The sequence below is a fragment of the Phenylobacterium sp. genome, from assembly GCF_036495085.1.
Taxonomy (GTDB): Bacteria; Pseudomonadota; Alphaproteobacteria; order Caulobacterales; family Caulobacteraceae; genus Phenylobacterium.
The window spans coordinates 45532-70173 of sequence record NZ_DASXNL010000011.1; the positions used below are offsets into that span (position 1 = coordinate 45532).

General features: G+C 66.6%; 29 protein-coding genes. 15 read left to right on the top strand and 14 right to left on the bottom strand.

All coding sequences use genetic code 11. The annotated features are described in order from the left end of the window. Nucleotides 1–6: 6 nt before the first annotated feature. Entirely contained in the window at nt 7–798 is a 792-nt protein-coding gene (locus VGI62_RS01685; RefSeq protein WP_331502654.1) for an RNA methyltransferase, read from the bottom strand. Next, nucleotides 795–1697 carry a class I SAM-dependent methyltransferase gene (locus tag VGI62_RS01690; protein ID WP_331502655.1) on the bottom strand — a complete coding sequence of 301 codons (903 nt, stop codon included), beginning with the start codon at nt 1695–1697 and terminating at the stop codon, nt 795–797. The genes VGI62_RS01685 and VGI62_RS01690 overlap by 4 nt, the downstream gene beginning before the upstream one ends. Before the next feature lie 157 nt (nt 1698–1854). Between VGI62_RS01690 and VGI62_RS01695 the strand changes: the two genes are divergently transcribed. Further along, entirely contained in the window at nt 1855–2487 is a 633-nt protein-coding gene (locus VGI62_RS01695) for a TetR/AcrR family transcriptional regulator (protein WP_331502656.1), read from the top strand. A gap of 3 nt (nt 2488–2490) precedes the next feature. Here the strand turns inward: VGI62_RS01695 and VGI62_RS01700 are convergent, their stop codons facing one another. Next, nucleotides 2491–4623 carry a lytic transglycosylase domain-containing protein gene (locus VGI62_RS01700; protein ID WP_331502657.1) on the bottom strand — a complete coding sequence of 711 codons (2133 nt, stop codon included), beginning with the start codon at nt 4621–4623 and terminating at the stop codon, nt 2491–2493. Between the two features lie 127 nt (nt 4624–4750). Here VGI62_RS01700 and dapA point away from each other — a divergent pair, with 127 nt between their 5' ends. The 3 genes from dapA to VGI62_RS01715 are packed head-to-tail and all read left to right on the top strand — an operon-like array spanning nt 4751 to nt 6820. Next, nucleotides 4751–5635: a 4-hydroxy-tetrahydrodipicolinate synthase gene (dapA, locus tag VGI62_RS01705; RefSeq protein WP_331502658.1), complete on the top strand. Its 885-nt coding sequence runs from the start codon at nt 4751–4753 to the stop codon at nt 5633–5635. Then, nucleotides 5635–6093, top strand: a complete 459-nt coding sequence (gene smpB / locus VGI62_RS01710; RefSeq protein WP_331502659.1) for an SsrA-binding protein SmpB — start codon at nt 5635–5637, stop codon at nt 6091–6093. The genes dapA and smpB overlap by 1 nt, the downstream gene beginning before the upstream one ends. 1 nt (nt 6094) lies before the next feature. Continuing rightward, complete coding sequence (locus VGI62_RS01715) at nt 6095–6820, top strand: GNAT family N-acetyltransferase (protein ID WP_331502660.1); 726 nt, start codon at nt 6095–6097, stop codon at nt 6818–6820. 72 nt (nt 6821–6892) lie between these two features. Here the strand turns inward: VGI62_RS01715 and VGI62_RS01720 are convergent, their stop codons facing one another. After that, nucleotides 6893–8296 (bottom strand): M20/M25/M40 family metallo-hydrolase, encoded by a 1404-nt coding sequence (locus VGI62_RS01720; RefSeq protein WP_331502661.1) that lies wholly within the window; start codon nt 8294–8296, stop codon nt 6893–6895. Nucleotides 8297–8363: 67 nt separating this feature from the next. Then, nucleotides 8364–9392, bottom strand: coding sequence for an MBL fold metallo-hydrolase (locus VGI62_RS01725; RefSeq protein ID WP_331502662.1), 1029 nt, complete (start codon nt 9390–9392; stop codon nt 8364–8366). A 127-nt stretch (nt 9393–9519) separates the two neighbouring features. Here VGI62_RS01725 and VGI62_RS01730 point away from each other — a divergent pair, with 127 nt between their 5' ends. Next, nucleotides 9520–10317: an enoyl-CoA hydratase/isomerase family protein gene (locus tag VGI62_RS01730; RefSeq protein WP_331502663.1), complete on the top strand. Its 798-nt coding sequence runs from the start codon at nt 9520–9522 to the stop codon at nt 10315–10317. Between the two features lie 28 nt (nt 10318–10345). Here VGI62_RS01730 and VGI62_RS01735 read toward each other — a convergent pair whose 3' ends face one another. Continuing rightward, the gene (locus VGI62_RS01735) at nt 10346–10648 is read right to left on the bottom strand and encodes a hypothetical protein (RefSeq protein WP_331502664.1); all 303 of its coding nucleotides are present in this window, start codon (nt 10646–10648) and stop codon (nt 10346–10348) included. 219 nt (nt 10649–10867) lie between these two features. Between VGI62_RS01735 and VGI62_RS01740 the strand changes: the two genes are divergently transcribed. Further along, entirely contained in the window at nt 10868–11296 is a 429-nt protein-coding gene (locus tag VGI62_RS01740; protein WP_331502665.1) for a hypothetical protein, read from the top strand. Between the two features lie 12 nt (nt 11297–11308). Here VGI62_RS01740 and VGI62_RS01745 read toward each other — a convergent pair whose 3' ends face one another. Next, nucleotides 11309–11974 carry a uracil-DNA glycosylase gene (locus VGI62_RS01745; protein ID WP_331502666.1) on the bottom strand — a complete coding sequence of 222 codons (666 nt, stop codon included), beginning with the start codon at nt 11972–11974 and terminating at the stop codon, nt 11309–11311. Next, entirely contained in the window at nt 11961–12572 is a 612-nt protein-coding gene (locus tag VGI62_RS01750) for an NYN domain-containing protein (protein WP_331502667.1), read from the bottom strand. Before VGI62_RS01750 ends, VGI62_RS01745 begins: the two co-directional genes overlap by 14 nt. A gap of 37 nt (nt 12573–12609) precedes the next feature. Here VGI62_RS01750 and folK point away from each other — a divergent pair, with 37 nt between their 5' ends. Then, nucleotides 12610–13128, top strand: a complete 519-nt coding sequence (gene folK / locus VGI62_RS01755) for a 2-amino-4-hydroxy-6-hydroxymethyldihydropteridine diphosphokinase (RefSeq protein WP_331502668.1) — start codon at nt 12610–12612, stop codon at nt 13126–13128. Here folK and VGI62_RS01760 read toward each other — a convergent pair. Continuing rightward, complete coding sequence (locus tag VGI62_RS01760; RefSeq protein ID WP_331502669.1) at nt 13125–13931, bottom strand: hypothetical protein; 807 nt, start codon at nt 13929–13931, stop codon at nt 13125–13127. The genes folK and VGI62_RS01760 overlap by 4 nt on opposite strands. 133 nt (nt 13932–14064) lie before the next feature. After that, nucleotides 14065–14325, bottom strand: a complete 261-nt coding sequence (locus tag VGI62_RS01765) for a hypothetical protein (protein ID WP_331502670.1) — start codon at nt 14323–14325, stop codon at nt 14065–14067. Nucleotides 14326–14428: 103 nt separating this feature from the next. Here VGI62_RS01765 and VGI62_RS22380 point away from each other — a divergent pair, with 103 nt between their 5' ends. Continuing rightward, nucleotides 14429–14665, top strand: a complete 237-nt coding sequence (locus VGI62_RS22380; RefSeq protein WP_414695618.1) for a helix-turn-helix domain-containing protein — start codon at nt 14429–14431, stop codon at nt 14663–14665. Here VGI62_RS22380 and VGI62_RS01770 read toward each other — a convergent pair whose 3' ends face one another. Then, the gene (locus VGI62_RS01770; RefSeq protein ID WP_331502671.1) at nt 14666–15796 is read right to left on the bottom strand and encodes a TIGR03118 family protein; all 1131 of its coding nucleotides are present in this window, start codon (nt 15794–15796) and stop codon (nt 14666–14668) included. A gap of 346 nt (nt 15797–16142) precedes the next feature. Between VGI62_RS01770 and rpoZ the strand changes: the two genes are divergently transcribed. Further along, complete coding sequence (gene rpoZ / locus VGI62_RS01775; RefSeq protein ID WP_299544812.1) at nt 16143–16502, top strand: DNA-directed RNA polymerase subunit omega; 360 nt, start codon at nt 16143–16145, stop codon at nt 16500–16502. 110 nt (nt 16503–16612) lie between these two features. Then, entirely contained in the window at nt 16613–18781 is a 2169-nt protein-coding gene (locus VGI62_RS01780; RefSeq protein WP_331502672.1) for a bifunctional (p)ppGpp synthetase/guanosine-3',5'-bis(diphosphate) 3'-pyrophosphohydrolase, read from the top strand. A gap of 14 nt (nt 18782–18795) precedes the next feature. Here the strand turns inward: VGI62_RS01780 and VGI62_RS01785 are convergent, their stop codons facing one another. Further along, nucleotides 18796–19740 carry an alpha/beta hydrolase gene (locus VGI62_RS01785; RefSeq protein ID WP_331502673.1) on the bottom strand — a complete coding sequence of 315 codons (945 nt, stop codon included), beginning with the start codon at nt 19738–19740 and terminating at the stop codon, nt 18796–18798. 99 nt (nt 19741–19839) lie between these two features. On the opposite strand from VGI62_RS01785, the gene pyrE reads away from it, so the two are divergent. From pyrE to acpS, 3 genes are all read left to right on the top strand, one after another. After that, nucleotides 19840–20424, top strand: a complete 585-nt coding sequence (gene pyrE / locus VGI62_RS01790; RefSeq protein WP_331502674.1) for an orotate phosphoribosyltransferase — start codon at nt 19840–19842, stop codon at nt 20422–20424. Nucleotides 20425–20568: 144 nt separating this feature from the next. Beyond that, entirely contained in the window at nt 20569–21348 is a 780-nt protein-coding gene (locus VGI62_RS01795; protein ID WP_331502675.1) for a pyridoxine 5'-phosphate synthase, read from the top strand. A 7-nt stretch (nt 21349–21355) separates the two neighbouring features. After that, a complete protein-coding gene (acpS, locus tag VGI62_RS01800; protein WP_331502676.1) occupies nt 21356–21754 on the top strand; it encodes a holo-ACP synthase in 399 nt (132 codons plus the stop codon). A 57-nt stretch (nt 21755–21811) separates the two neighbouring features. On the opposite strand, the gene VGI62_RS01805 is transcribed toward acpS, so the two are convergent. Together VGI62_RS01805 and VGI62_RS01810 are read right to left on the bottom strand one after the other, a co-directional pair. Beyond that, nucleotides 21812–22147, bottom strand: a complete 336-nt coding sequence (locus VGI62_RS01805; protein WP_331502677.1) for a hypothetical protein — start codon at nt 22145–22147, stop codon at nt 21812–21814. Between the two features lie 72 nt (nt 22148–22219). Then, on the bottom strand, nt 22220–23146 hold the full coding sequence (locus VGI62_RS01810; RefSeq protein WP_331502678.1) for an EamA family transporter: 927 nt from the start codon (nt 23144–23146) through the stop codon (nt 22220–22222). Between the two features lie 160 nt (nt 23147–23306). Here VGI62_RS01810 and lepB point away from each other — a divergent pair, with 160 nt between their 5' ends. Both lepB and rnc read left to right on the top strand, forming a co-directional pair. Next, nucleotides 23307–24089, top strand: a complete 783-nt coding sequence (gene lepB / locus VGI62_RS01815) for a signal peptidase I (RefSeq protein WP_331502679.1) — start codon at nt 23307–23309, stop codon at nt 24087–24089. A gap of 8 nt (nt 24090–24097) precedes the next feature. Next, nucleotides 24098–24642 (top strand): ribonuclease III (gene rnc / locus VGI62_RS01820; protein ID WP_331502680.1); only part of this gene is annotated, 545 nt, incomplete at its 3' end.

Consider the following 24642-nt stretch of genomic DNA (forward strand, 5'->3'; position numbering starts at 1 on the left):
GCAAGCCTAAGCCGTCGCCGCGTAGATCATGATCCCGGTCGCGACAGACAGGTTCAGGCTGTCAGCGCGGCCGCGCATGGGGATCTTCACGTTGACGTCGCAGAGCGCAGCCATGTCCGGGGGCAGGCCCTGCTGCTCGTTGCCCATCAGCAGAAGCGTGGGAGAAGCATAGGCGGCTTCGCGGTAGTCGACCGTGGCGCTCAGCAGGGCGCCCACCACCGATCCGGGCCAGCCGTTTCGCCAGGCGGCGAACTCGGCCTCGCTCGCCTTGACCAGCGGCACGGCGAAGATCGAACCCATTGTGGCCCTGACCGCCTCCACCGAATAGGGATCGCAGCATTCGCCGACGAGGATCACTCCGCCGCAACCGGCGGAGTCCGCCGTGCGGATGATGGTCCCGAGGTTGCCGGGATCGCGCACCCGATGCAGCGCCACCCAGCAGCGGGCGGCCTGCGGCTCCACGGCTTCCAGTCGGCTGAAGGCCTGGCGGAACACGCCGACGACAGCCTGCGGATTTTCGCGCCGCGAGACCTTGGCGAGGACGCCTTCAGTGACCTCAATCACCTCGCCGTTGGCCGCCAGGGTCGCGGCCACGGCCTTCTTCAAAAGCGGGTGGGCTGCGGCTTCTGCGCCGTGCATCAGGATGGCCGGCGTGTGCCCGGTCTCCAGCCCCTCGGTGATCGCCTTCAGGCCCTCGGCGACGAATAGGCCGGTTTCGTCGCGTTCCTTGCGCAGGTGAAGGGCGCGTACGGCCTTGACCGTGGGATTGGTGAGGGAGGTGACCGTGCGACTGTTCACGCCTGCCACCGGGCGTAGAAACTCATGCCGATCTCGCGAGCGCCATCCTCCTGGACCAGCGCCAGTTCACCCCACTCGATGCGCCCGCCGCGCCCCTTCAGCTTGTCGGCCAGCAGCCCGGATAACGCGGCGCCGCTGATCCGCTCAGCATAGGCGTTCAGCACCAGGAATTTGCCGTTTTCCGAAAGAAGTTCTGCGCATAGGCCGGCAAGTTCAGGTAAATGCTCGAACAGCCGCCAGACCTCTCCGCCGGGCCCACGGCCATATTTGGGAGGGTCCAGGATGATGCCCTCATACTGCGAGCCGCGGCGGACCTCGCGTTGGACATATTTGCGCGCGTCCTCGGTGATCCAACGGATCGGCCGTTCGGCCAGGCCGGAGAGCTCAGCGTTTTCCCGCGCCCAGGCTACGGCGCGCTTGGAGGCGTCCACGTGGGTGACCGCCGCCCCGGCAGCGGCCATCACCAAGCTTGCGACCCCGGTGTAGCCGAAGAGATTCAGCACCCTGGGCTGAGGCCCGGCGGCGCGCACCGCGGTGTCGAGCCAACTCCAGTTCGCGGCCTGCTCAGGAAAGAAGGCCAGGTGCCTGAAGCTCGTGAACCGGCCATGGAACTTCGCCTCTCCCCAGGCGAGCGGCCAGGCTTCGGGCGGCTGGCCTTTGAGCTTCCAACGCCCGGCGTCCTCCTCGTCGGTGGGATCGAACACCGCGTCGGCCGCGTCCCACGCCTGCGCAGGCAGGGCCGGCGTCCACAGGCACTGCGGTTCTGGCCGTACGACGGTAAAGCGCCCGTAACGTTCAAGTTTGCGCCCATCGCCAGAATCCAGGAGCCCATAGTCCATCCACCCCTGCGTGCGCATCACGCTGGGGAGTTCTGCGACCGTCGGGTCCTTTGCGCTCATTGTCGCGCCTTACGCGCTCGTGCGCCCGCTCGTCCAGAGGCGCTGCGTGACCGGGCTGCGTGCGCAGCGAGGAATCGAGTTGCAGATTTGCAACCCGCACTTGTCACAAAGGTGGAATTGGGGTCCCGTAGGTGGCGCTAGCAGCGGAAGGTTCCACTTGTCGGTCGCAGCCACAACGCCTCGCCGATCCGCCCGCAAAGCCAAGGGTGACGGGCATCTTCGCCGCGCGGAAATCCTCGAAGCCGCAGAACGGATCTTCGTCGCGGAGGGCTATGAAGGAGCCACGATCCGCAAGATCGCCGATGAGGTCGGCGTCTCCTCGACGGCCCTCTATATGCACTTCCAGGACAAGGGCTGCATCCTGCTCGAGATATGCGAGCGGACCTTGACCTTGCTTCTCGAACGCAACCGCGAGATCGCCGCCAGGCCGCTCGACCCGGTGGTCCGCGTCAGGATGATGCTCGACGCCTACATGCGCTGGGGGCTGGAACATCCAAACGCCTACCACCTGGTCTATTCCGGACGCCCTGTCTCGGCTGGTCTCTGGCCAGAGGATACGCGCGACCTTTCTACCCAGTGCTACGAGATCTTCCGCGGCGTGGTGCGCGAGATCGCAGCTTTGGGGCGCTTGCGCACCGGCACGGCCGACTCGGCTGGACAGGCGTTGTGGATGTCATGCCACGGGGTGGTGGCGCTCCTGGCTTCCCGACCGAATTTCCCATGGGCGGAGCGTGATGAGCTGATCCAGGTCACCCTCGAGGGCCTGCTGAACGGCCTTGTGGTCGACTAGGGGTCAGAAACCGGAGGGCGATGCCGCCGCCGCCACGGTCGGCAACTGCGGCGAGGCATAGCTATAGGAGCCTCGTTTCAGGTCGGCCGAGAGGGTGATGGGAATAGACCCGCCATTCAGCTTCGCCCGATACAGCTGCATGTTCTCCATCACCCGCATCACGTAGTTGCGGGTCTCGGAAAACGGAATGCACTCGATGTAGTCGACGGGGTCGGTCGCACCGCTCCGCGGATCGCCGCAGAAGGCGGTCCACTGGGTTGGTCGCCCGGGGCCTGCGTTGTAGCCCGCCGCGGCCATCACGTAAGAACCGGAGAATTGGGTCACCAGCTGGCCTAGGTAGGTGGCGCCCAGCCGCATATTGTAGTCGGGCTCGTCCAGCATGCCCGGCGAATAGCTGATGCCGTTGCGCCGCGCGAGGACGGCCGCGGTTGCCGGCATCAGCTGCATCATGCCCCGGGCCCCGGCGCCTGAGCGCACGCTGGGGTCGAACCCGCTTTCCTGGCGTGTGATGCCGAGCACCAGGGCCGCCTCGGCCGGGCCGCCGCCATAAGGCAGGTTGCGCATCGGATAGGCGCGCTGTGGCAGGATGAAGCCCCGCTGGGCTGCACCGCGCGCGGCCTTCATGGAGGTGTCCATTTCGCCGTAGTTGCGCGCCAGGTCGACGAGCTGAGCCTCGTCCTCGACCGTCGGCAGGATGTCGTCGAGGTTCAGTACGAAGACGCGGAAGAGTTCGCGCGGGCCGTAGTCGAAGAGGAGGCGCGTGGCCTGCACCGGCTCGCGGGCCTCGAACGTCGCGCGGGCTTGCGGCGTGATCACCGGGTCGCCAGGCAGGGTCAGTCGCTGGCCGATCTTCTCGGCGGCCAGCATGCCGTAGAAGGTCGAGTAGTACTGGGCCGCGCGCGAATAGAATCCGGCGCTGGCTGTTTTATCGCCCTTGGCCTCGGCCGCGCGGCCTTCCCAGTAGAGCGCTCGGCCGCGGGTGATCGGCGAAGTCCCGATGCGCTCCAACGCCGCGAAATGGGTAGCCGCCCGGTCAGGGTCCTTCAGCTTGGTAAGCGCGATCCAGCCTGCGCAGAACTCGGCCTCAGCAGCGGCAGGCCCGCTCGTCAGGCCGCTGTCCGAGGCTGCGGCATATGCGCCGCGCGCATCGCCATTGCGCAGCGCCGTGAGCACCAGACGGTGGCGTTCGTCCCAGATGCGGTCACCCTGGTCCGAAGTGGCCACCTCCTTGGGAAAGTATTGCACCTGCGCAAGGGCCAGGGTGTCGAGACCCTTTCGGCGCAGGAAAGCGGCGTGTTCGAAGATCACGCCCGGGGTCTGGGCGAGGTTTGGGGGGAGGGCGTTCAGCAAATCGTTGGCGTCGCGGGCCTCGGTGCGGAGCGCAATCCGCACACGAGCAGCGTCCTGCCGATCGGCGGGCAGCAGGGGGACCATTTCGCGCGCGGCCGGTCCTTGCGAACCGTAGAGCAGGATGTCGGCGCGGCGGGCGTGGTCGTCGGCGCTCAGCACATCGCCAAAACGAGCCAGCATGGTCCGCTGCGCATCGGCCTCGAAACTCTTGTCCCGCCACCAATGCCTGATCAGCGTGGCGGCGTCGGCCGGCCGGCCAAGCCCCCGATAAGCTGCCGCGAGCGCCATAGCACCCTGAGCGGTGGTGGGCTCGGCGCCGGCGAACCAGTCCAGGGTCTGCTGCGGGGTCTTGCCGCTGGTTTCCAGCAGTCGCTCAGCGGCGGCCTGGCGCTTGGGCGCGCGCGGCCATCCGCTCAGTTCGCGCCGCGCATTGTCCACCTCGAAGAAGCCGAGGGAATCGGCGTTGCCGTCGACGAGCACCCAATTGGCGGTCTTTCTGGCCAGCGGGTCGTTGATTCCGGCGACGGCCCCGCGCGCGTCGGTCACATTGCCGCGCCTGGCGGACTCAATGGCCTGGCGGAACAACTGGACGTCGCGGTCGGAGAGCGCGTGGGAGATCGCATGCGGCGCAGCGGGCGTATCCAGGGGCGCTGCCCTGGTTACGTTTTGCAGCAAATCCCCCAGGGGATCGCCGGCCGCATCCGCGGTCGGCTGCGCGCGCGCGGCCACGCTCGCCATCACGGCGACGCCGGCGATCAGGAGGGCTTTGTACGCGATTGAATGCACCTCACGCCCCAAGGGAATGGCGAACCGAATCAATAGGACATTGCGGGGAATGCCCGCCCCACCATATTGTCGCGGCGATTCTGAACGCCGCTTCAAGAACCGTCCAATCACGGCAATTTGCACGAATATGTCTGAGCCTTTGTTCAAGGGCGTGCTTCCAGCGCTCGTCACGCCCTTCCGCAATGGCGCGGTGGACGAGGACGCCTTCGTGCGCCTGGTCGAGCGCCAGATCGCAGGCGGCGTCCATGGCCTGGTGCCGGTCGGCACCACCGGCGAAACCGCGACACTCAGTCACGATGAGCACCGTCAGGTGGTGGAGCTCTGCGTCAAGACGGCGGCCGGACGGGTGCCGGTTGTCGCCGGCGCGGGCTCCAACGCCACCGACGAGGCCATCGAACTGGTCCGCCACGCCAAGCAGGTGGGGGCCGCGGCCGCCCTGGTGGTCACGCCCTACTACAACCGCCCCAGCCAGGAGGGCCTCTACGCGCACTTTGCGGCTATCAACGAGGCCGTGCAGTTGCCGGTCCTGGTCTACAACGTGCCCTCGCGGACCAGCGTCGACATCTCAAACGAGATCCTGGCGCGTCTCGCCAAGCTTCCAAACATTGTTGGGATCAAGGACGCCACCGGCGACCTGGCTCGCGCCAGCTTCCAGCGGCTTATGTGCGGCGAGGGCTGGACGATGCTCTCGGGCGACGACCCGACCGCGCTTGGATACATGGCCCATGGCGGCCACGGCTGTATCTCGGTGACCGCCAACGTCGCGCCGGAGCAATGCTCGACGTTCTACAACGACGCCCTGGCCGGCCAGTGGCAGGGCGCGCTCTACGGCCAGGACCGGCTGGTGCGCCTGCACAAGGCGCTGTTCACCGACGCCTCGCCGTCGCCCACCAAGTTCGCCCTTGCCCACCTTGGCCTTTGCGAGGAGGACGTGCGTCTGCCGATCGTGCCCGCCTCGGAGGCCTCGCGCACCGAAGTCCTCGCCGCCATGCGGGACGCGGGCGTGATCTGATGGCCGGCAAGCTGATCGCGGAGAACCGTCGCGCGCGGTTCGACTATTTCCTGGAGCAAACTTTTGAGGCGGGCCTTGCCCTGACCGGCTCGGAGGTCAAGTCCCTGCGCAATGGCCGCGCCAACATCGCCGAAAGCTATGCCGCCGTGCAGGGCGACGAGATCATGCTCGTCAACGCCGATATTCCGCCTTATGCCCAGGCTGGTCCCCACTTCAACCACGAGCCCCGCCGGCATCGGAAGCTGCTTCTGAAGCGCAAGGAAATCGACCGGCTGATCGGCGCTGTGCAGCGCGAAGGCCGCACGATCATTCCCACCAAGCTGTTCTGGAACGACCGGGGCCTGGCCAAGCTCGAGGTGGCGCTGGCCAAGGGCAAGAAGGAACATGACAAGCGCGAGACCAGCGCCGAGCGGGACTGGCAGCGCGACAAGGCCCGGCTCATGCGGGAGAAGGGCTGACTTGGGCGCCGGCGAGATCGAGGTCCTGGAACGCGATACGGTCGCAGCCGTCGCACCGCCCGAAATGCTGGAAATCGGCGGCTGGCTGGTTCCGCTCGACAATGGGACGATCGGGCGCGCCAAGAGCGCCGTGCCGCTCAGCCACGACCTCGGGCCCGAGGCGATCGGCGAGATCGCCGCCGCCTACCGCGATCGAGGCCTGGAGCCGAGCTTCCGGATCGCCGACATCAGGTCGCTGGAGGCCGTGCGGAACGAGCTCGCTCGGCTGCGGTTCACGCCTCGCCAGCCGACCATCTTCAAGACCGGCGTCGCGGCAAGACTCGCCGTCTTGTCAAAAGCGCCCGCGAACGTCCTTGCCGCGCCCGACGCCGCCTGGGGCGCGGTCTTCCTGGCCGAAGGCTTCGATGCGGCGGATGGCGCACACCGCATCGCCGCGCTCACCCGCTCGCCGCAGGCCATCTACGGTTCGGCCGGCGAGGGCCAGGAGACCTGTGCTGTCGGAGTCATGAGCTTCGGCGCGACTTGGGCCGGCATCCACGGCATGCGAACCGCGCCGGCTCACCGCGGCAAGGGTTACGCCAGCGCCATCCTGGCCGCCCTCGGTCGCGTCGCCGAGGCCCGTGGCTTCGAAAACGTCTTCCTGCAGGTCGAGGAAGCCAACCCCGCCCGTCGCATCTACAGGCGCGCCGGGTTCACGCCGGTCTGGCGGTATCACTACTGGCGTTAGCGCCGATGGTCGTCGAGCGTGGGGCCGACACGCCGTGACGAGCCCCGAGCTGGCCTGGCTCTCGAACGGGGTCTACTTCGCGAGGTCCTTCAGTACGCTCTCCCACTGCGCCAGGGCCCCGTCGATGGTCGCCACCGGTACGCGCTCGTTCAGACCATGGGCGAAGTCGTCCGAGGACTTCATGAAGACGCCCGCGACGCCGTAGGCCGGCACGCCGAGCGCACGGAAGAACATGCTGTCGGTCGCCCCCGCCGACATGTTCGGCACCACGGGCAGGCCTGGATAGCGCGCGTGCACGGCCTTGGTCACGGCCGCGAGCACGTCTGCGCGAAGGGGTGAGGGGCCCGCATCGATCGCCCCGTCGCTCTGGCGCTCGACGGTGGCGCCGGGATCGGCCAACACCTTGATGATCGTCTGGCGCACCTCCTCCGACGGCGTGCCGGGGAAGATGCGGCAATTGACGTTGGCGGCCACCTTCTGCGGCAAGGCGTTGGTCGCGTGGCCGCCGTTGATCATCGTCGCGACGCAGGTGGTGCGCAGCTGGCCCACGAAGTCCGGGTCCGCCGACAGGGTGGCGATGGCCGCCTGATCGTGAGGGTCTGCGATATAGCGGCGCAGCGCATCGCCGGCTGCGCCCGGCGTACTGGCCGCTGCGGCCTTGAACGCGGCCGTGGTGATCTCACTCTGCATGGCCGGGAACTGATAGGCGGCCAGCCGGCCAAGATCCTGCGCGAGCTGGTAGATGGCGTTGACCTTGCCGGGGCGGCTGGAATGGCCGCCGGGATTGGTCACCGTGATCTGGAAGTCTGCGTAGGTCTTCTCCGCAGCCTGCAGGCCATAGAACACTGGCTTGCCGTCCTCTGAGAGCTGGCCGCCGCCCGCGTCGCCATTCAGGACAAGCTCGGCGTTCTTCAGGTCGGCCGCGAACTTCCGTGCGGTCTGCTGCAGGGTTTCCTCATCGCCGGAGAGCGCCAGGATCACGTCTCGGCCCGGCTTCCAGCCTTCGCGCTTCAGCTTGGCGAGCACGGTCACGATCATCGAGACGTCGAACTTGTCGTCCAGCGCGCCGCGGCCGAACACGTAGCCGTTCTCCACGACCGGGGTGAACGGGTCTCGCGTCCAGTCCTCCTTCCTGGCCTCCACCACATCCATGTGGTCGATGACCACGATGGGCTTCTTCGACGGGTCGGCGCCGGCATAGCGCGCCACCAGGACGGCGCTGCCCGCCACCGGCTCGATCTTCACGTCCTCAGGCTTGAAACCCGCCTCAACCAGCACGCTTTTCAGATACTCCGCATAGCGCGGGACCTGGTCGCCGGGGATCACGGTGCGGAACGCAATGCCCTTCTTCAGCAGATCAAGCGCCTGGTCGTGCAAAGCGGTGTCGGGCTTTGTGGGGAGCGCAGGCGCCGCCGAGGACGGCAACGCGAACACGGCGGCCGACGCGGCCAGGCCGAGGAACAAGCTGATTTTCAAGGCAGGAAATCCACTGAGCGACTAAGGCCCCAACCGTAGCCTTGAGGCTCTGCCGAGGCGAGAGGCATCAGGTCTCGAGCGGAAATTCAGCCTCGCGCCACGCCTTCATGCCGCCGTCCATCGCCCCAGCACGGCCGTAGCCCAGTTCGCGCAAGGTGGCGGCCGCAAGCGTGGAGATCTTACCGAACTCGCAGCAGGTGATGATGCGCACGGTAGGATCGGGCAGTTCACCGTTGACCCTCAGTTCAAGTTGGCCGCGGGGCAGGTGGATCGCGCCGGGCACATGCCCGGCGTCAAAGGCGTCCTTCTCGCGGATGTCCAGGACCACCAGATCGCGACGGTTGCCGCTCAGCCGCTCGTGGAGCTCGGCCAGGGACATGAAAGGCACCCTGGCGGCTGCCTCGCTGAGTAGCTGCGAGACGGTCTTGCCGCCGCTCATGTTGGTCCTGAGCGCCTCGGTCAGATGGGTCGGCGCAGCCAGGTCCAGCGTCTGCATCATGGCTACGAACTCGGCGCGGTCGGTCTTCTGCAGCCGCGGATTGTCAGCGATCTCAGCCCCGATCGTGGAGTGGCTGCGGCCTTTGTAATCGTGCGCCGGGAACACCATCGTCTCCGGCGCCAGCTTCAGCAGCCCCTGAAACAGACTTTCATAGAGCTGATGCGGGTCCCCGGTGGGCAGGTCGGTGCGGCCGGTGCCCCCGATCAACAACGCATCGCCCGTGAAGACCCGGTCCTCCATGACCAGGCTCATGGAGTCACGTGTATGGCCCGGCGTGTGCAGCGCCCTTAACCGCAGCTCGCCTGCGATCAGCATGTCACCGTCGTCGAGCCTCATGTCCGCATGCGGGGCTGGCGAGAGGCGATGCATCACCACCGGTACGCCCAGGGCCTTGCCGAGTTCATGGCTGGCCGAGAAGTGGTCGGCATGAGTGTGGGTGTCGATGACGTATTTCACGGTCAGCCCGTGCTGAGCGCAGAGCCCACGGTAGTGGTCGATCTGCGACAGCTCCGGATCGATCAGCACGGCTGCGCAGGTCTTCTCGCAGCCCAGAAGGTAAGACTGACATCCGCCCGTAGCGATCTGCTCGAAGATCATCCGCCGCACCCCTTGCTGTCGAGGCGAGGAAATTCGCGCTCACGGGGTTGGATGGCAAGTTGGTTTGCCTTCCGGCAGGTCAAGGCAGCACTATCCGCTCCCCAAGACCTCACAAGAGCGACGCGCCATGCCTGCCCCCGTAAAGATCTCCGACGTCGGACACGTCCGCACCATCACGCTGGACCGCGCCGACAAGAAGAACGCGCTCAGCCAGGAACTCGCCTGGGGTGTGGTGGCGGCTGTGGACGCCGCTGCCCTGGACGACAACGTCTGGGTCGTGGCGATCACCGGTAGCGGCGACGCCTTCTGCGCCGGGCTGGATCTCTCCCCCGGCGCCGAGCCTTACTCGCCGCACTCGCCTCAGACCGCTCAACTGGACGACATCGGCTGGGTCGGCCAGTTCCTGTTGGCGATCCGCAGACGTTGCGACAAACCGGTGGTAGGCGGAATCAACGGCGTGGCCGTGGGCGCGGGCCTCGGGCTCGCCATGGCCACCGACGTCCGTCTGATCGCCAGCAGCGCTCGGCTGATGGCCGGCTACACACGGATCGGCGGCTCGCCCGACGCGGGCCTGACTGTGACCTTGCCGCAGGCCATGGGGTACGAAAAGGCGATGCGCTTCATGATGGAGAACCGGACCGTCACCGGCGAGGAGGCGCTGGCCTGGGGCATGGCGGGCGAGGCCGTGGATGACGCGAGTTTCGCCGGCCGCCTGGCGGCCTATTGCCAGGAGCTCTGCGCCTGGTCGCCGATCACCCTGCGGCTTTTGAAGCGTGGCATGGTCAAGTCCAGCGAGTCCACCGACATGGAACAGCAGCTCCGCTACGAGGTTTCCAATATCCGCAGGGCCTTTGGCAGCGAGGACGGCCAGGAGGCCCGCCGCGCCTTCCTCGAAAAGCGCAAGCCCGTGTTCCAGGGGCGCTAGACGAGCAGCTGCAGGCAGGTCACCGCCGTCATCGCCGCCAGGCGCCAAGGTGGTCGCGGTAGATTCTCCGCGCGAGAGAACGGCGCGCCTCCGGCGTTCCGTTCCCGCCGGCAAGCGCCTTGACGTTGCGCACGATCCGCGCGCCAGCCAGCCCGATTGCGAATAGGGACAGCGCGATGGAAAGGATCGCCCGCCCGGGCGGCCCATCGCCGGAGACGAACTGCGCAACGATTGCCGCCAGGGTGGCAAGCATGACGACGCTGATCAGCCGACCCATCGGATCGGCCTCGGTGGTCACTCGGCGGAAATAGGTGGCGATCGAGTCCGGCACTGTGGCAACCGCTCGCCGGCATGGCCGCGCGTCTGGACATCGAACATCAGGTCGAACCACAACACGGCCACCGGGAAGGCCGATCCGGCGAAGGCGTGCATGTGAAGATTTCCTGGGCTGGGCCGGTCTGTGCGAAGTCGGCGCCCGGCCGCAAGGCGGCCGCGTTGTCATGAAAGCTCCTTGTGAAGGGTGTTGATTGGCCGACAGCCGGAGTTGGCGATGTCGGACGAGACAGCAGACCAGGCGACCGTCAGTGGGTTCTTTGGGGGCTATGCGCGGGCCTTCGAGAGGTTCGATCTCGATGCCCTGGCGAAGCGGCTTGCGTATCCTTGTCAGATCATGAGCGATGCCGGGCGGGTCGCCACGTTTTCGATGGCGTCCGCCGGCGACTACCGCAAGCGCGTGGCGCCGCTGATCGACCTATATCGCCGCGTGGGCGTGGCTCGGGGAGAGATCGCGGACCTCGACGTCAGGGGCGTTACCGAGCGGACGGCAATTGCGCGGGTCCGGTGGCGGGTCCACTCGGCGACCGCTCCGCTCTACGAATTCGACGCAGCCTACACCCTGGTCGCCACCTTGGCAGGATGGAAGATAGCCGCGATCATCCACGACGAACTGCCGAAGCTTCAGGGCTGCCTGGGCGCCTGACGCCTCGGCCGGCTAAAGGTCCAGAAGCACCCGCGCCCGCTCGAACACCGCTTCGAACATGGCGGGCGTCAAACGCCCGGTGTTCGTGTTCAGCCTGGAGCAGTGGTAGCTGTTCAGCACGACGTAGGGTCCTGCCTGGAACTCTGTCCCGTGACCAGGCAGGCCGGCCGAGCCCTTCAAACCCAAGGCCTTGAGCACATTGCGCCGCGAAACGTCACCCAGGGTCACGATCACCTTCAGGCGGGGGAGGGCGGCAATGCGGCGCGTCAGGAAGGGTCGGCAGTTGGCCTCTTCGGACGTCTCAGGTTTATTGCCGGGCGGGGCGCAGCGCACGGCGTTGGAGATCATGCAGTCGACCAGCTCCAGGTCGTCCTCGCCGTCGGGATCGTAGGTCCCCCGCGCGAAGCCGAGCTTTATCAGCGTGCCATAGAGCAGCCACCCGGCGTGGTCGCCGGTGAACGGCCTGCCTGTGCGGTTGGCCCCCGTCCTGCCGGGCGCGAGGCCCGCGATCAGCAGGCGAGCATCGGCAGGCCCGAACGACGGGGCAGGGCCATTGAACCATTCGGGGTTCGCCGCCGCATTGATCGCCCGATAGGCCACCAGCCTCGGGCACAACGGACAGTCGCGCGGCGGCTCGGGCGACCCGACGGCTTGCGCCGCCGACTCAGGCCTCGGCATCGGCCTCCGGCTCCTCCTCGTGGGCGTGATGGCGCTCGCCGCGGCTTTCCTGAATGAACCGCGGCAGGCGCGAAGGCCGGCCGATGATGTCGGACAGGTCGGCAAGATCCACGAAATTGTCGGCCTGGCGGCGCAGGTCGTCGGAGGCCATCGGCGGCTGCGACTTCACTGTCGAGACCACGGTCACCCGCGCGCCGCGCCGCTGCACGGCCTCGACCAGCACCCGGAAGTCCCCGTCGCCGGAGAACAGCACCAGGTGGTCGGCCGACTGCGCCATCTCCATCATGTCGACGGCGATCTCCACGTCCATGTCGCCGCGCCAGCGCTTGCGCCCCTGGCTGTCGGTGTACTGCCGGGCTGCCTTGGTCACCAGGCTATAGCCATTGTAGTCCAGCCAATCGACCAGCGGGCGGATCGGCGAGTACTCCTCGTCCTCGACGAGGGCGGTGTAGTAATAGGCGCGGATCAGCACTCCGCGCTTGCGGAACTCCTCCAGGAGCTTGCGGTAGTCGATGTCGAAGCCCAGGCCCTTGGCCGCCGAATAGAGGTTGGCCCCGTCGATGAAGAGCGCCAGTCGGTCCGTGGGGTAAAAGGTCATCTCAAAATTCCCGAATGCAAATCTGTCGAAGGTCGGCGTGGTGGGCGGCGATGCTGCAGTCATCGTGGCCCTGGGCAGTAATCTCCCCGCCGGTTTCGTATCTTCCGAAGCTCTGCTCGAAGCGGCCCTCGCGCAGTTCCCTCAGGCCGGATTGCCTGTGCTTGCCCGTTCGGGATGGTGGCGGTCCGCCGCCTGGCCCGACCCGAGGGGAAATGAGTATCGCAACGGTGTCGCGATTGTCGAGGCGAACGGCCCTGCACAGACAGTTCTGGAGGCGCTTTTCGCCATCGAGCGAGACTTCGGCAGGTTACGCGGCGAGGCCAACGCGCCGCGCACTCTGGACCTGGACCTGATCGCCTATGGGCGTCGGGTGGAAGATCGCCCGGGGCTCGCATTGCCCCATCCTAGGGCTCACGAGCGCCTTTTCGTCATGGGGCCTTTGGCGGAGATCGCACCGACCTGGCGCCACCCGGCGCTTGGCCGGACCGCCGCGGAACTTGCGGCGAGCGCAACTGTCGGGCGCGACGCACGGCCCGTTTCGAAATCTCAGCGTTAGGCGATGGCTCGGCGCTGCCGGTCATCTCGCGCGATGTGCAGGCCGCGCACGCCTGGGCCCAATGTCCAGCGGCCGGCGTCGGCCGTTTCCGGATCGAGCTTGGATCCGATGAACGCCGCCTCCATCACCAGCCCCGCAGCGACGCCTGGCGGCGTCGATTCCGCCGTTAGGGCGATCAGCTTTGCGGCGACCAGTGAGGCTACGATCGGCCAGTGGGCCTCGTTGAGCATCGGTTCATCGGCAACTTCCATAGGCATGGGGGCGATGAAGATCCGCCGTACCGACGGCCACAGCACTCTCAACAGGTCCTGGGGGCGGCCCAACATTGTGCGGCCTTCGCCGGCCTCAAGCTGGCCGAACTCGCCATCGGCGGACGCCTTGGTGACGCGGCGCTCCAACTCCCAGTAGTCAGCAAATTCGGTCCGTTTTACGCCTGCCGCCGCAGCCGCCTGCACCACGAAGCGCTGCAGGGGAAACCCGTGGCCATACCCCAGTAGAAGGGCGGCGTTGATCCAGCGGCCTCCAAGGAAGCGACGACCGTCCTTGGTCTGACGCAGCATCAGGCTCTCCGGCGCCACCAGATCGCGCCGCGAGGTCAAGAGCTCGCCCTGCTCTAGAGCCGCGTTCTGCGCTGCGAAACCAACCAGTGCCCCGGCCGCCACCAGCAAGATTTGGGAATGCTCGCCGCGGACCGGGATCTTGCTGGTGAGCAACTGGCGCAGCGCCGCTTGGGCGAGGTTCGCCCGGTTGATGGACTCCGGCTCCCACGGGAAGCGCTCGCGTCTCGCAGGCGCAGGCGTCATCGTAAACTCCAACGTGGGACACAGCTTCACTATGGCTGTTATGCGTTGAAGGTTTACAACCTGCTGTGGTGAACGAGCTCCAAACACGCAGGCGGAGAATAGGTCGTGGCGTCGGCACTCTGGCCAATCGTCGTTAAGTACCCGCGCTCAGCCCATCGGGCCGCTCTGCAGTAATCAGCCACAGCAGTAGGCGTGCCTTCAAGCGGATGGCGCTGAGCTCCCGACTTTCGGTTTCGAAGATGAGACGCTCAAGTTCGTAGCTGCGGTCCAGCAGGCGGTCGCGCTGCTTCTCGTCGGCTTCCGGCGTTCGGCGAAGCTCCTCATCAATCCGATCCCGCGCTGCGAACCAAGCCGCGAAATCGATCCGCTTCGTGCGAGGAATTCTGACGGGCATCTGAACCGCCGCTAGCTTCGTGCGCCGCCAAATATCCCAATATGGGATAATTCTGCAGCGGGATTAGCGAAGTGGTCTCACCCGCGAGGGCGCGACTGGCCCAATGGCAAAGACGCTTCATTCGCCGCGCCACCAGCGTCTGATCAGCCGGCTCGCCGAGGCTCGCAAAAACCGGGGCATTACGCAGGCCGAACCGGCAGCGGTGCTTGGACGACCTCAGTCGTTAGTCGCCAAGGCGGAGCGAGGCGAAAGGCGGCTTGAAGTCATCGAGTTCGCGGACCTAGCGCGAGCGCTCGCAGTCGATCCCGGTGAACTTCTGGCGGCGGTCGTCAGCCACTAGTCAACCTGCGGGCAAGGCTCTGCCTCGTGCGCGAAGGGCCGCCCCGGTCAGTCCGAAGCCGAGGATCATCAGGGCCCAGGTCCCGGGTTCCGGCACGTATGTCAGGCTGCCGAACAGGCCCTCGCTCTCTTCCGACACGCCGGCGGTGAAATAGATCTTCTGAGTGCTGCCTGCAGACGCGCCGTTGCCAGGCGTGAGCGCCCACAGATCGCCGAAAACCAGCGGCTGCCCGTCCGTACCAAGCAGTTTGCCGTCGAACGCGTCGGTCGAAAGGTTGAAGGCGCTGATGGTCCCATCGCCGAAATTTCCGACCAGCAAGTCACCTGCCAGGGGGCCGAAGCTGGCTGGCGCGAGGGCCAGTCCCCAGGGCGAGTTGATCGGGCCACCCAGGGAAACGATGCGCCGGTTGAACGTGCCGTTCAAGTTGAAGACATCCACATACCCGTTTCCGGGGCCGCCGACGTCGTCGTGTTTGGCTGTGTCCTGCAAGGCGTAGGTGACAAACAGCTGGCCGTTCAGCACCTGCGCGCCGAAAGGCGCGTAGCCTGCGGCGACGCCAGGGTCGGTGAAGAAGGTCGGGGAGCTGAAGTTATTCTCGTAGGACTCGATCATTCCGCTGCGAAAATTCGTGGCGTAAAGGAAGTCGTTGCCGCCGCTAGAGGCGATGGCCAGCCCCTTGTAGACCGCAGTGGCGCTGGTGCTGGCAATGGGTGCGGCCACGGCGGTCGTCCCGAAGGCAGGGGCCCAGCCCAGGATCCCGCCATTCTCGGTGTCGAACAGGAAGGCCGGCTTCGTGCCGTTGATCTGGAAGCTGTTGGCTGTGCCGTTGAACACCTGTCCGGTCGGCGCGCTCGGCACGGACACGGTCAGGCCCTGCTTCACCCCTGCGCCGTTGTAGAGGGTGGCGACGTCCGTGCCGTTGTCGGACACCCAGAAGGGGCTAGTGGGGCTGAAGGAGACGCCCCACGGATTGATCAGGTTCGCGTCAGGCGGGTTCACCGCCGGGACCGAGCCGTCCGACACCAGGTTTGTGACGCTGAACTCAGCCGCACGGGCTGAGACCACGGCAAGAGAGAGGCTGAGCGCGGCGGCGGTCGTGAGGAGGCCGGCGACGTTTGAGGATGCGGTCATGCTGAGCGCCTTTATTGCGGGTCGCGATATGCGCCGCCGAGCTGACGGCCGACCCCCACGGCCTTCAACCGACGGGCGCTAATTCCAGACCCCAACGCGATGACGCTCGCATGCAATCTCTGGCGGCGGCGCTGCCGGTTCCGGATTGCTGCGCGCAGAAGGGATTGCAGAACATTGATCTGTCAACCGTGGCCGGAGCCGGCTCGCAAGATCGTGATTCCGGCGCAGCTTTCGGGAGGCCGCGATCCTTCAGTCGGGCCGGGGCGCGGACCGCGACTCTTGCGGCGTTGCACAATCAGGCTCGAACCTCTATTTTCGCTGGTTCTCTCCCCGTTCCGAGGAATCCATGGCTCGCGTCACTGTCGAAGACTGCATCGAAAAGGTCCCCAACCGCTTCAACCTCGTGTTGCTGGCGGCCCACCGGGCCCGCGCCATCTCGGCGGGCGCTCAGATCCTGGTCGATCGCGACAATGACAAGAACCCGGTCGTCTCGCTGCGCGAGATCGCCGACGACGTGGTGGACGCCGAAGAACTGCGGGAAACCCTGATCGGCACCCTGCAGCGGGTGGACGAGCGCTCTGAAGCCGAGGAAGAGGCCGAAACCCTCGCCCTGTTGGCTGATCCGACGCACATGCAGATGAGCGAGCTCGAACTGGTTCGCGCCCTGCAAAGCGACCGCGACGGCGGTCAGGAGGAGCGGTACTGAGCCCGGAAGGCGCAGAACCCCTTACCACCAAGGCAGCGCCTCAACCCGCCGCCCCTCTTAAGGACGCCCCGGCGACGGCTCCCCCCTCGGGAGCCGCGAAGCGTCCAAAAATGCTTCGCCAATTCGAGCTTATCGAGAAGGTCCGCTCCTACGACCCCACCGCCGACGAGGCGCTGCTCAACAGGGCCTACGTCTACGCCATGCGGATGCACGGGGCCCAGAAGCGGGCCTCGGGCGACCCCTACTTCGCCCACCCCATCGAGGTGGCGGGCATCCTCACCGACTACCGCCTCGACACCGCAACGATCGTCACGGCGCTCCTGCATGACGTGATCGAGGACACCCCGGTCACCCGCGCCGAGATCGACGAACTGTTCGGCGAGGAGATCGGCGAGCTGGTCGAAGGCGTCACCAAGCTATCCAAGCTGGAGCTCTCCTCCGAGCACCTCCGCCAGGCGGAGAACCTGCGCAAGTTCATCCTGGCGATCAGCCGCGATGTACGGGTGCTGATGGTCAAGCTGGCCGATCGGCTGCACAACATGCGCACGCTGCAGCACATCGCCAGCCCCGCCAAGCGCGAGCGGATCGCCCGCGAGACATTGGACATCTACGCCCCGCTGGCCCGCTCGATCGGTGTGCACCGCATCTGCACCGAGCTGGAGGAACTGGCTTTCGAGCACTTGAACCCGGTGGCGCGAGACGCAATCGGCCGGCGGCTTGAGACGTTGCGCCATGACCAGGGCGGTGCGGTCAGCCTGGTTTCCGGCGAAATCGCCGCGAAGCTGGAAGCGGCCAGCGTGCCGGCTCGGGTATTCGGGCGCGAGAAGAACGCCTACTCGATCTGGCGAAAGCTGCAGCGCAAGTCGATCGGCTTCTCCCAGCTCTCCGACATCTACGCCTTTCGGGTGATCGTCGACACCGAAGAGGACTGCTATCGGGCGCTGGGGGTCATCCATCGAGCCTGGCCGAGCGTGCCGGAGCGGTTCAAGGACTTCATTTCCACGCCCAAGCGCAACAACTACCGCTCGCTGCACACCACCGTGGTCGGCCCGCGCGGCATGCGCATCGAGATGCAGATCCGCACCGAGGCCATGGACCGCGTGGCGGAGGAGGGCGTCGCCGCACACTGGCGCTACAAGGACAAGTCCTACGGGTTCGACCTGGAGCACCAGAAAGCCGCCGGCGGTCGCGACCCGCTGGTGAACCTGCGCCACCTCGTCCAGGTGCTTGAGCACGGCGGCGATGCCGAGGAACTCGTCGAGCACGCCAAGCTGGAGATGTTCCTCGACCAGGCCTTCGTGTTCACGCCCAAGGGACAATTGGTCAGCCTGCCGACCGGGGCGATGCCGCTCGACTTCGCCTATGCTCTGCACACGGACATCGGCGATACGGCCATCGGCGTGAAGATCAACGGCGAGCTGAAGCCGCTGCGCACAGTGCTGCAGAACGGAGACGTCGTGGAGGTGATCCGCGGCGGTAAGCCGGTGGTGCCCCCGGACTGGCGTTCGATCACCGTCACCGGCCGCGCCCGCTCGGCTATCCGCCGCCACATCCGTCAGACCGAGAAAGAAGAATTCACCAGGCTGGGCCGCGCCACGGTCGACCAGACCTTCGAGGCGGCTGGCAAATCCCGCAAGGACGTCTCGCTGCGCCCGGCTCTGGACCGCTTCGCCGTCGCCACGGAAGAGGAGCTGTTTGACGCCGTTGGCCGCGGGCGCGTCTCTCCGCCCCAGGTCCTGGAGGCGCTTTTCCCCGGCCTGAAGGCGGACGAGCGCAGAGCCGCGGCCGCTCGCCACCGTATCGAAGACGGCAAGTCGGCCAAGCTCTACGTCCGGGGCGGGGGCCTGACGGGGGGTATCAGCATCCATTTCGACGAGCACTGCTCGCCCGTGCCGGGCGATCGGATCGTCGGGATCATTGACGACGACGTTAAAGGCCTCACCGTTCACACCATCGACTGCGAGCGGCTGGCGAGCTTCGAGGACCATGAGGAGCTCTGGCGCGACCTGCAGTGGACACCGGAGGCCGAGCGAAACTCCATCGCGCGCGCGAAACTGATCGCCACGATCCGCAATGCGCCGGGGGTGTTGGGCCAGGTCTGCACCATCATCGGCGAGGCCGGCGGCAACATCGTCCAGCTGCGCATGCACCACCGCCAGGCCGACTTCTTCGACGTCGACGTCGACGTCGACGTCACCGACGCCAAGCACCTGACCCATATCGCAGCCGCCCTGCGAGCCAACCCCAGCGTCGAAACGGTGGACCGGCGCAAGGACTGAGTGCGGTCCTGCCTTCAGGCGCCGGCGGCTAAATGCGCCAGGACGTGCTCGACGCCGCGCACGGCTGCGTCCCCATACTTCAGTCCAAGGACAGTGGTGTGGGACGCCCCCTCCACGGCCTCGAAGCTGCCGGCCTGCGAGGCGCGCTCCGGAACTCTGCGCGCATCGTTCCACTCAGGCCCCAGGCCTCGACCACCGGCCACGATCACCGCCACCGGCCAGCGCGGATCGTAGGGCGGCGCGAGCTTTGCCTCTGCCGCGCTGCGCGGCCAGTTCACAACCTCGTTCTCGGCGGTCCGGGCGTGGCGTCCCGAGACGTAGGCGTGGCGCTTCTCGGCGCTGCCTTGCGGCGGAAGGCCGATGCGGTCGCCGGCCACATAGTAAAACGGGGCCGTCGTCCCGACGCTCGCCGAGGCCGCCGCCAGGCGGCTGATTGCGGTGAAGGCGGTCAGGAATTTGTGAGTTCCGGTGCTGTCGATCTGTTCGGGCGTCGTGGCCTCGATCAGCACCAGACCCACGACATTCTGCGGGTTGCGCCCGGCAAACAGGCGAGTGTGCAGGCCCGCCATGGAATGGCCCATCAGGATGAACGGCCCGCGCTCGCCCGAGGCGGCGATCAGCTTTTCCAGGTCGCCGACGATGGCTTTGCTGTCACGTGGCTTCGGTCCGTCATCGGACCAGCCCATACCGGCCCGGTCGTAGGCGCAGCTGCGGATCCCCTTGGTCGCCAGCTTCTCCTGGATCGCAGCGAAGTCGGCGGCGAGGCCGAAAGCGCCGGCCTCCATCCAGACCGTCGGCTTGTCGCTTTGCGGACCCGTGCAGACCAACCGAAGCTTGCGTCCTCCGATGTCTACAAACCTGCCCGACGGCCTGAACGGACCCGCCGCGGCCACCATCACGGCGCCGCCGGCGATCCAGGCGATCAGAACGAGGGCGAGGCCGATCAGCATCCTACGCATGTCCGCACCTAAGGCAGAGCTACGCAAGGCTGCAACAGTCCAGACCAGGCAGGTCGTCACTATCTTTCGAGCGGCGCGAAACCGGTCTATCCAGCGATTATGAACACCGAACAGGTCCTCGACGAATTTCGCGGCGCCGGCGCCTTGCGCGAAGGCCACTTCATCCTGGCGTCAGGCCTGCACAGTCCGATGTTCCTGCAGAAGAACCTTGTCTTTCAGTACCCTGAGCGCACGGAGCGCCTGTGCAAGGCCCTGGCCGCGAAGATCGAGGCCCAATTCGGCAAGCCCGATATCATCGTCTCGCCCGCCGTAGGCGCGATCATCCCGGGCTACGAGACCGCGCGCTGGATGGGAGTCCCGGCCATATACGTCGAGCGCGAAGCCGGAGCTTTCAAGCTGCGCCGCGCTTTCCGCATAGCGCCTGGCGCAAAGGTCGTGGTCATCGAGGACGTGATCACCACCGGCGGCTCCTTCCGCGAAGCCGTGGAGCCGATCGAGGCGGCCGGCGGAACGGTGCTCTGCTGCGCCTGCATCGTCGACCGCTCGGGCGGCCGGGCCGATGTGGGCTTTCCGCTGGTGGCCCTGGCCAGCCTGGATGTCCCGACCTATCCGGCCGACAACCTTCCCCCTGAACTCGCGGCCCTGCCGGCTGAAGAGCCGGGATCCAAGCGGCTGCGCGCATGACCAGCCTCTATCCGCTCAATCCGGCGAGGGGCGCGGCCCAGACTCGACGCTCAGCGGCGGGTTGGACTGGCGCCCGGCCCAGGAAGCCCACATCTGAGCCGTTGCATCTGGATCCCGGCCCCGGCCGGGACGAGCGGAGGTGAGATGACGAAGCTCAGGCTGGGCATAAACATCGACCATGTCGCCACCGTGCGGAACGCCAGAGGGGAGGGCTACCCTGATCCGGTGCGCGCCGCCGAGATCGCGCTGGCCGCCGGCGCTGACGGGATCACCGCTCACCTGCGCGAGGACCGTCGCCATATCTCCGATGCCGACATCGACGCTCTGGCGCTGATCACCAAACGGCGTGGCCGGCCGCTGAATCTGGAGATGGCGGTGACCCGGGAAATGGAGGCTATCGCGCTGGCTCACCGTCCGCACGCCGCCTGCCTTGTGCCGGAGCGCCGTGAAGAGGTCACGACGGAAGGCGGTCTCGACGTCGCAGGTGGCCACAACACCATCGCCCCGGTGGTCGCGCGGCTGGCCGGCGCGGGCATCCGCGTCTCTTGCTTCGTCGACCCGGACCTCAGCCAGGTCGCCGCCGCCAGTGCGTGCGGCGCTCAGGTCGTGGAACTGCATACCGGCGCCTATTGCCAGGCGGTCCGCGAGCGCGCGCCTGGCGCAGAGACTTTGCTCGAGACCCTCAAGTCCGCCGCCCGCGAGGCCCGACGCCTGGGCCTGGAGGTCCACGCAGGCCACGGGATCGACTACGAGACGGTCAAGCCCATCGCCGCCATCCCGGAGTTCAGGGAGCTCAACATCGGACACTTCCTGATCGGCGAGGCGATCTTTATCGGCCTGGGGCCGGCTATCCAGCGGATGCGCGCGCTCATGGATCAGGCTCGAGCGTCTTCAGGGGAACTGGCCGAGGCGATGCAAAGATGATCATCGCATGATCGTCGGTATCGGCTCCGACCTCTCCGACATCCGACGGGTCGACAATACCCTTCAACGGTTCGGCGAGCGCTTTACTCAGCGCATCTACACCGATGTCGAACGTACCCGCTCGGAGCGCAAGTCCGACCGCGCCGCCAGCTACGCCAAGCGCTTCGCCGCCAAGGAGGCGTGCGCCAAGGCGCTCGGCACCGGCATTCGACGCGGTGTGTTCTGGCGTGACATGGGGGTCGTCAATCTGCGCTCGGGCCAGCCCACCATGGCGCTGACCGGCGGCGCGGAAGCCAGGCTTCTGGAGATGATGCCCGCCGGGCACCGCCCGGTGATCCACCTCAGCCTGACTGACGACCACCCTTACGCCCAAGCCTTCGTGATCATAGAGGCGGTGCCCGAATAGGCCGCTTACGCGGCCTTGCCGGCTCCCGGGAGCCGGCAAGGCCCGGATCCCCTTGAACTAGGCGGGATGCGCGCCTGGCGTGCCGCACTTGGCGTACTTGCCCTTGTCGTTCTTGCACTTCTGCGTCGTGGTCGTCGTTTTGGCCGTGGTGGTTGTGGTCTTCGCCGCCGGCGCTGTCGCCGCAGCCGGCGCCGCCGCTGACTCAACCGACTTGGTGGTCTTGGTGGTCTTGGTCGTCTTGGTGGCCGTAGCGCCTCCGCACACTTCAGCCTTCGCGAACTTACCCGAGGCGTCATGGCACCGTCCGTTGGCGTCGATTTTCTGAGCGCTGGCCGCGCCCGCACCGAAAAGAATTGCCAGTGCGGCGATCGCGGCCGTGGTGGATTTGATCATCAACAACTCCTCCTGACACCAGCGGGACTCCCCCGCTACCCCTCAACCGGCGAGCGGTTCTGGATGTTCCCGCTAGCGTGTTCGCGCGGTCTTCACGTTGCCGGCATGGACGCCCGCGCGGCGGCGCTGGAGCATCGGCCAGAAGGTGTTGAGCGCCAGGCCGCTCAACACCAGCGCCGCTGCGGTCACCTTCCAGGCCAACAGGGGCTCCCCCAGCAGCGCAGCTGACGCCGCCATGCCGAAGACCGGGACCAAGAGCGAAAGAGGTGAGATGGTTGCGGCCGGATAGCGGCCGAGCAGCCAGCCCCAGGCTGCATAGCCAAAGAGCGTGTTTCCGACGGACTGCCAGAGCACCGCCGCCCAGGTGGCCGGCGTCGAGCGGGTGAGTCCCGCCGCGATCGCGGGCCAGCCGTCGAAGAGCAGGGCCAGTGCAAACAGCGGCGGGATCGCGAACAGGCTCGACCACACCACGAAACCCAGGATGTTGGCGGGATTGGCGGCACGCTGCACGGTGTTGCCTGCCGCCCAGCTCATCGCAGCGATCAACACCAGCCCCAGCCCAAGCGGCGTCACATCCGTTCCGCCATGGGCCATCAGCCAGCCCAGTCCAGCAGTCGCCAGCAGAAGGGCGGCGACCTGGAATCCTCGGAGGCGCTCGCCGGTGAAAGCCATGGAGAGACCGATTGTGAAGAAGGCCTGGGTCTGCACCACCAGCGAGGCCAGCCCCGGTGAGATTGACCCGCGCATGGCGATGTAGAGCAGGCCGAACTGCCCGACCCCGATCAGCACGCCATAGGCCGCGAGTGTCCGCCAAGCCACGGCTGGGCGTTTGATGAAGAAGGCGGCCGGCAGTGCGGCGAGCGTGAACCGCAACGCTGCGAATGTCAGCGGCGGCAAGTGGGCGAGCGCCAGCTTGATGACCACGAAGTTGGTCCCCCAGATCACCATGACAAGGAGGGCGAGGAGGGCGTGAACAGGCTTGAGCGTCGGGGCGGTCATGCTTCGCTTTTGGGCGTCCCGCGCGTCCTTGTCACGCGGCCCCGCGACCCTAAACCTCCTGTCATGACCTTATCTTCACGGGCAGAGAACTTGCTCGCGCGCCATGCAACGCGTAGCAACGGCCCGTCCGCGAAGTCGGGCGACTCCCTAAGGACCACCTATGAGCGAGACCATGCAGGCTTCAGCGCCCCCCGAAAAACACGGCGCGATGTCCGAGATCGTCGAGATCATCAAGACCATCGTCTATGCCCTGCTGATCGCGCTCTTCCTGCGCGTGCTGTTCTTCCAGCCCTACACGATCCCCTCGGCGTCGATGGAGCCCAACCTCTACGAGGGCGACTACATCATCGTCTCGAAATGGACCTACGGCTGGTCGAAACACTCGATCCCGTTCAGCCCGCCGCTGTTCTCAGGCCGGATCTTCTCGCGCCCGGCGCATCGGGGCGATATCGTGGTCTTCAAGCTGCCGCACGACAACAACACCGACTACATCAAGCGTGTCATCGGCGTGCCGGGCGACCGCATCCAAATGAAGCAGGGGCTGCTCTACCTGAACGGCAAACAGGTGCCGCGGGTGAGCCTGGGCACCGTGCGCGAGGATTCGGGCTACGGCTTCATGCATGATGTGACGCGCTACCGCGAGACGCTGCCGGGCGGGCGGACCTTCGTCACCAACGACTTCGGCCCGACGGGCGACCTCGACAACACCGACGAGTTCCTGGTCCCTGAGCACCACTATTTCATGATGGGCGACAACCGCGACAACTCCTCTGACAGCCGGGTTTCGCCGGAGGCTGGCGGGGTCGGCTATGTCCCGGAAGAGAACCTCGAGGGTAAGGCGCAGATCATCCTGCTGTCCTGGAAGCCCGGCGCCTCGATCTTTAAGCCGTGGACCTGGGTGTTGAACCTCCAGCCCAGCCGGTTCTTCACCCTGCTCCAATGAACACGCGGGTGGCCGCAGTCGCGGAGCTTGAGCGCCGCATCGGCCACGTGTTCGTCGACCGCGATCTTCTCGAGCGCGCGCTGACCCATGGCAGCGTGACCAAGGGCTCGCCGAAGATCCGCGACAACGAACGGCTGGAGTTCCTCGGCGACCGTGTCCTCAATCTCGCTGTCGCCGAGCAGCTCATGCGGCTTCGTCCGCAGGCGACGGAAGGTGATCTCTCCAAGCTGATGAACCAGCTGGTCAACTACCGCGCCTGCGCCGACGCGGGCCGTCGCGCCGGCCTTCGTGACGCCATGCGGGTCGACGCCAGCGCCACCAAGGTGGGCGCGCGGGATAATGACCGGGTGCTGGGCGACGCTTGCGAAGCCTTGATCGCCGCGCTCTATCTCGAGGCCGGTTTTTCGGCCGCCCGTGACTTCGTACTGGCCTTCTGGGCCGACCTGCTCGACAACCTCGACGCTCCGACCAAGGACCCCAAGACCATGTTGCAGGAATGGGCCATGGCGCGCGGCCTGCCGGCGCCCGACTATCGGGTGCTCAAGCAGGAAGG

What these genes read in the sequence shown, in the direction of transcription:
- VGI62_RS01690 (WP_331502655.1), bottom strand. Translation starts at nt 1,697, where the DNA reads ATGAGCGCAAAGGACCCGACGGTCGCAGAACTCCCCAGCGTGATGCGC.
- dapA (WP_331502658.1), top strand. Translation starts at nt 4,751, where the DNA reads ATGTCTGAGCCTTTGTTCAAGGGCGTGCTTCCAGCGCTCGTCACGCCC.
- smpB (WP_331502659.1), top strand. Translation starts at nt 5,635, where the DNA reads ATGGCCGGCAAGCTGATCGCGGAGAACCGTCGCGCGCGGTTCGACTAT.
- VGI62_RS01725 (WP_331502662.1), bottom strand. Translation starts at nt 9,392, where the DNA reads ATGATCTTCGAGCAGATCGCTACGGGCGGATGTCAGTCTTACCTTCTG.
- VGI62_RS01730 (WP_331502663.1), top strand. Translation starts at nt 9,520, where the DNA reads ATGCCTGCCCCCGTAAAGATCTCCGACGTCGGACACGTCCGCACCATC.
- VGI62_RS01740 (WP_331502665.1), top strand. Translation starts at nt 10,868, where the DNA reads ATGTCGGACGAGACAGCAGACCAGGCGACCGTCAGTGGGTTCTTTGGG.
- VGI62_RS01745 (WP_331502666.1), bottom strand. Translation starts at nt 11,974, where the DNA reads ATGCCGAGGCCTGAGTCGGCGGCGCAAGCCGTCGGGTCGCCCGAGCCG.
- VGI62_RS01750 (WP_331502667.1), bottom strand. Translation starts at nt 12,572, where the DNA reads ATGACCTTTTACCCCACGGACCGACTGGCGCTCTTCATCGACGGGGCC.
- VGI62_RS01760 (WP_331502669.1), bottom strand. Translation starts at nt 13,931, where the DNA reads ATGACGCCTGCGCCTGCGAGACGCGAGCGCTTCCCGTGGGAGCCGGAG.
- VGI62_RS01765 (WP_331502670.1), bottom strand. Translation starts at nt 14,325, where the DNA reads ATGCCCGTCAGAATTCCTCGCACGAAGCGGATCGATTTCGCGGCTTGG.
- VGI62_RS22380 (WP_414695618.1), top strand. Translation starts at nt 14,429, where the DNA reads ATGGCAAAGACGCTTCATTCGCCGCGCCACCAGCGTCTGATCAGCCGG.
- VGI62_RS01770 (WP_331502671.1), bottom strand. Translation starts at nt 15,796, where the DNA reads ATGACCGCATCCTCAAACGTCGCCGGCCTCCTCACGACCGCCGCCGCG.
- rpoZ (WP_299544812.1), top strand. Translation starts at nt 16,143, where the DNA reads ATGGCTCGCGTCACTGTCGAAGACTGCATCGAAAAGGTCCCCAACCGC.
- VGI62_RS01780 (WP_331502672.1), top strand. Translation starts at nt 16,613, where the DNA reads ATGCTTCGCCAATTCGAGCTTATCGAGAAGGTCCGCTCCTACGACCCC.
- VGI62_RS01785 (WP_331502673.1), bottom strand. Translation starts at nt 19,740, where the DNA reads ATGCGTAGGATGCTGATCGGCCTCGCCCTCGTTCTGATCGCCTGGATC.
- pyrE (WP_331502674.1), top strand. Translation starts at nt 19,840, where the DNA reads ATGAACACCGAACAGGTCCTCGACGAATTTCGCGGCGCCGGCGCCTTG.
- VGI62_RS01795 (WP_331502675.1), top strand. Translation starts at nt 20,569, where the DNA reads ATGACGAAGCTCAGGCTGGGCATAAACATCGACCATGTCGCCACCGTG.
- acpS (WP_331502676.1), top strand. Translation starts at nt 21,356, where the DNA reads ATGATCGTCGGTATCGGCTCCGACCTCTCCGACATCCGACGGGTCGAC.
- VGI62_RS01805 (WP_331502677.1), bottom strand. Translation starts at nt 22,147, where the DNA reads ATGATCAAATCCACCACGGCCGCGATCGCCGCACTGGCAATTCTTTTC.
- VGI62_RS01810 (WP_331502678.1), bottom strand. Translation starts at nt 23,146, where the DNA reads ATGACCGCCCCGACGCTCAAGCCTGTTCACGCCCTCCTCGCCCTCCTT.
- lepB (WP_331502679.1), top strand. Translation starts at nt 23,307, where the DNA reads ATGAGCGAGACCATGCAGGCTTCAGCGCCCCCCGAAAAACACGGCGCG.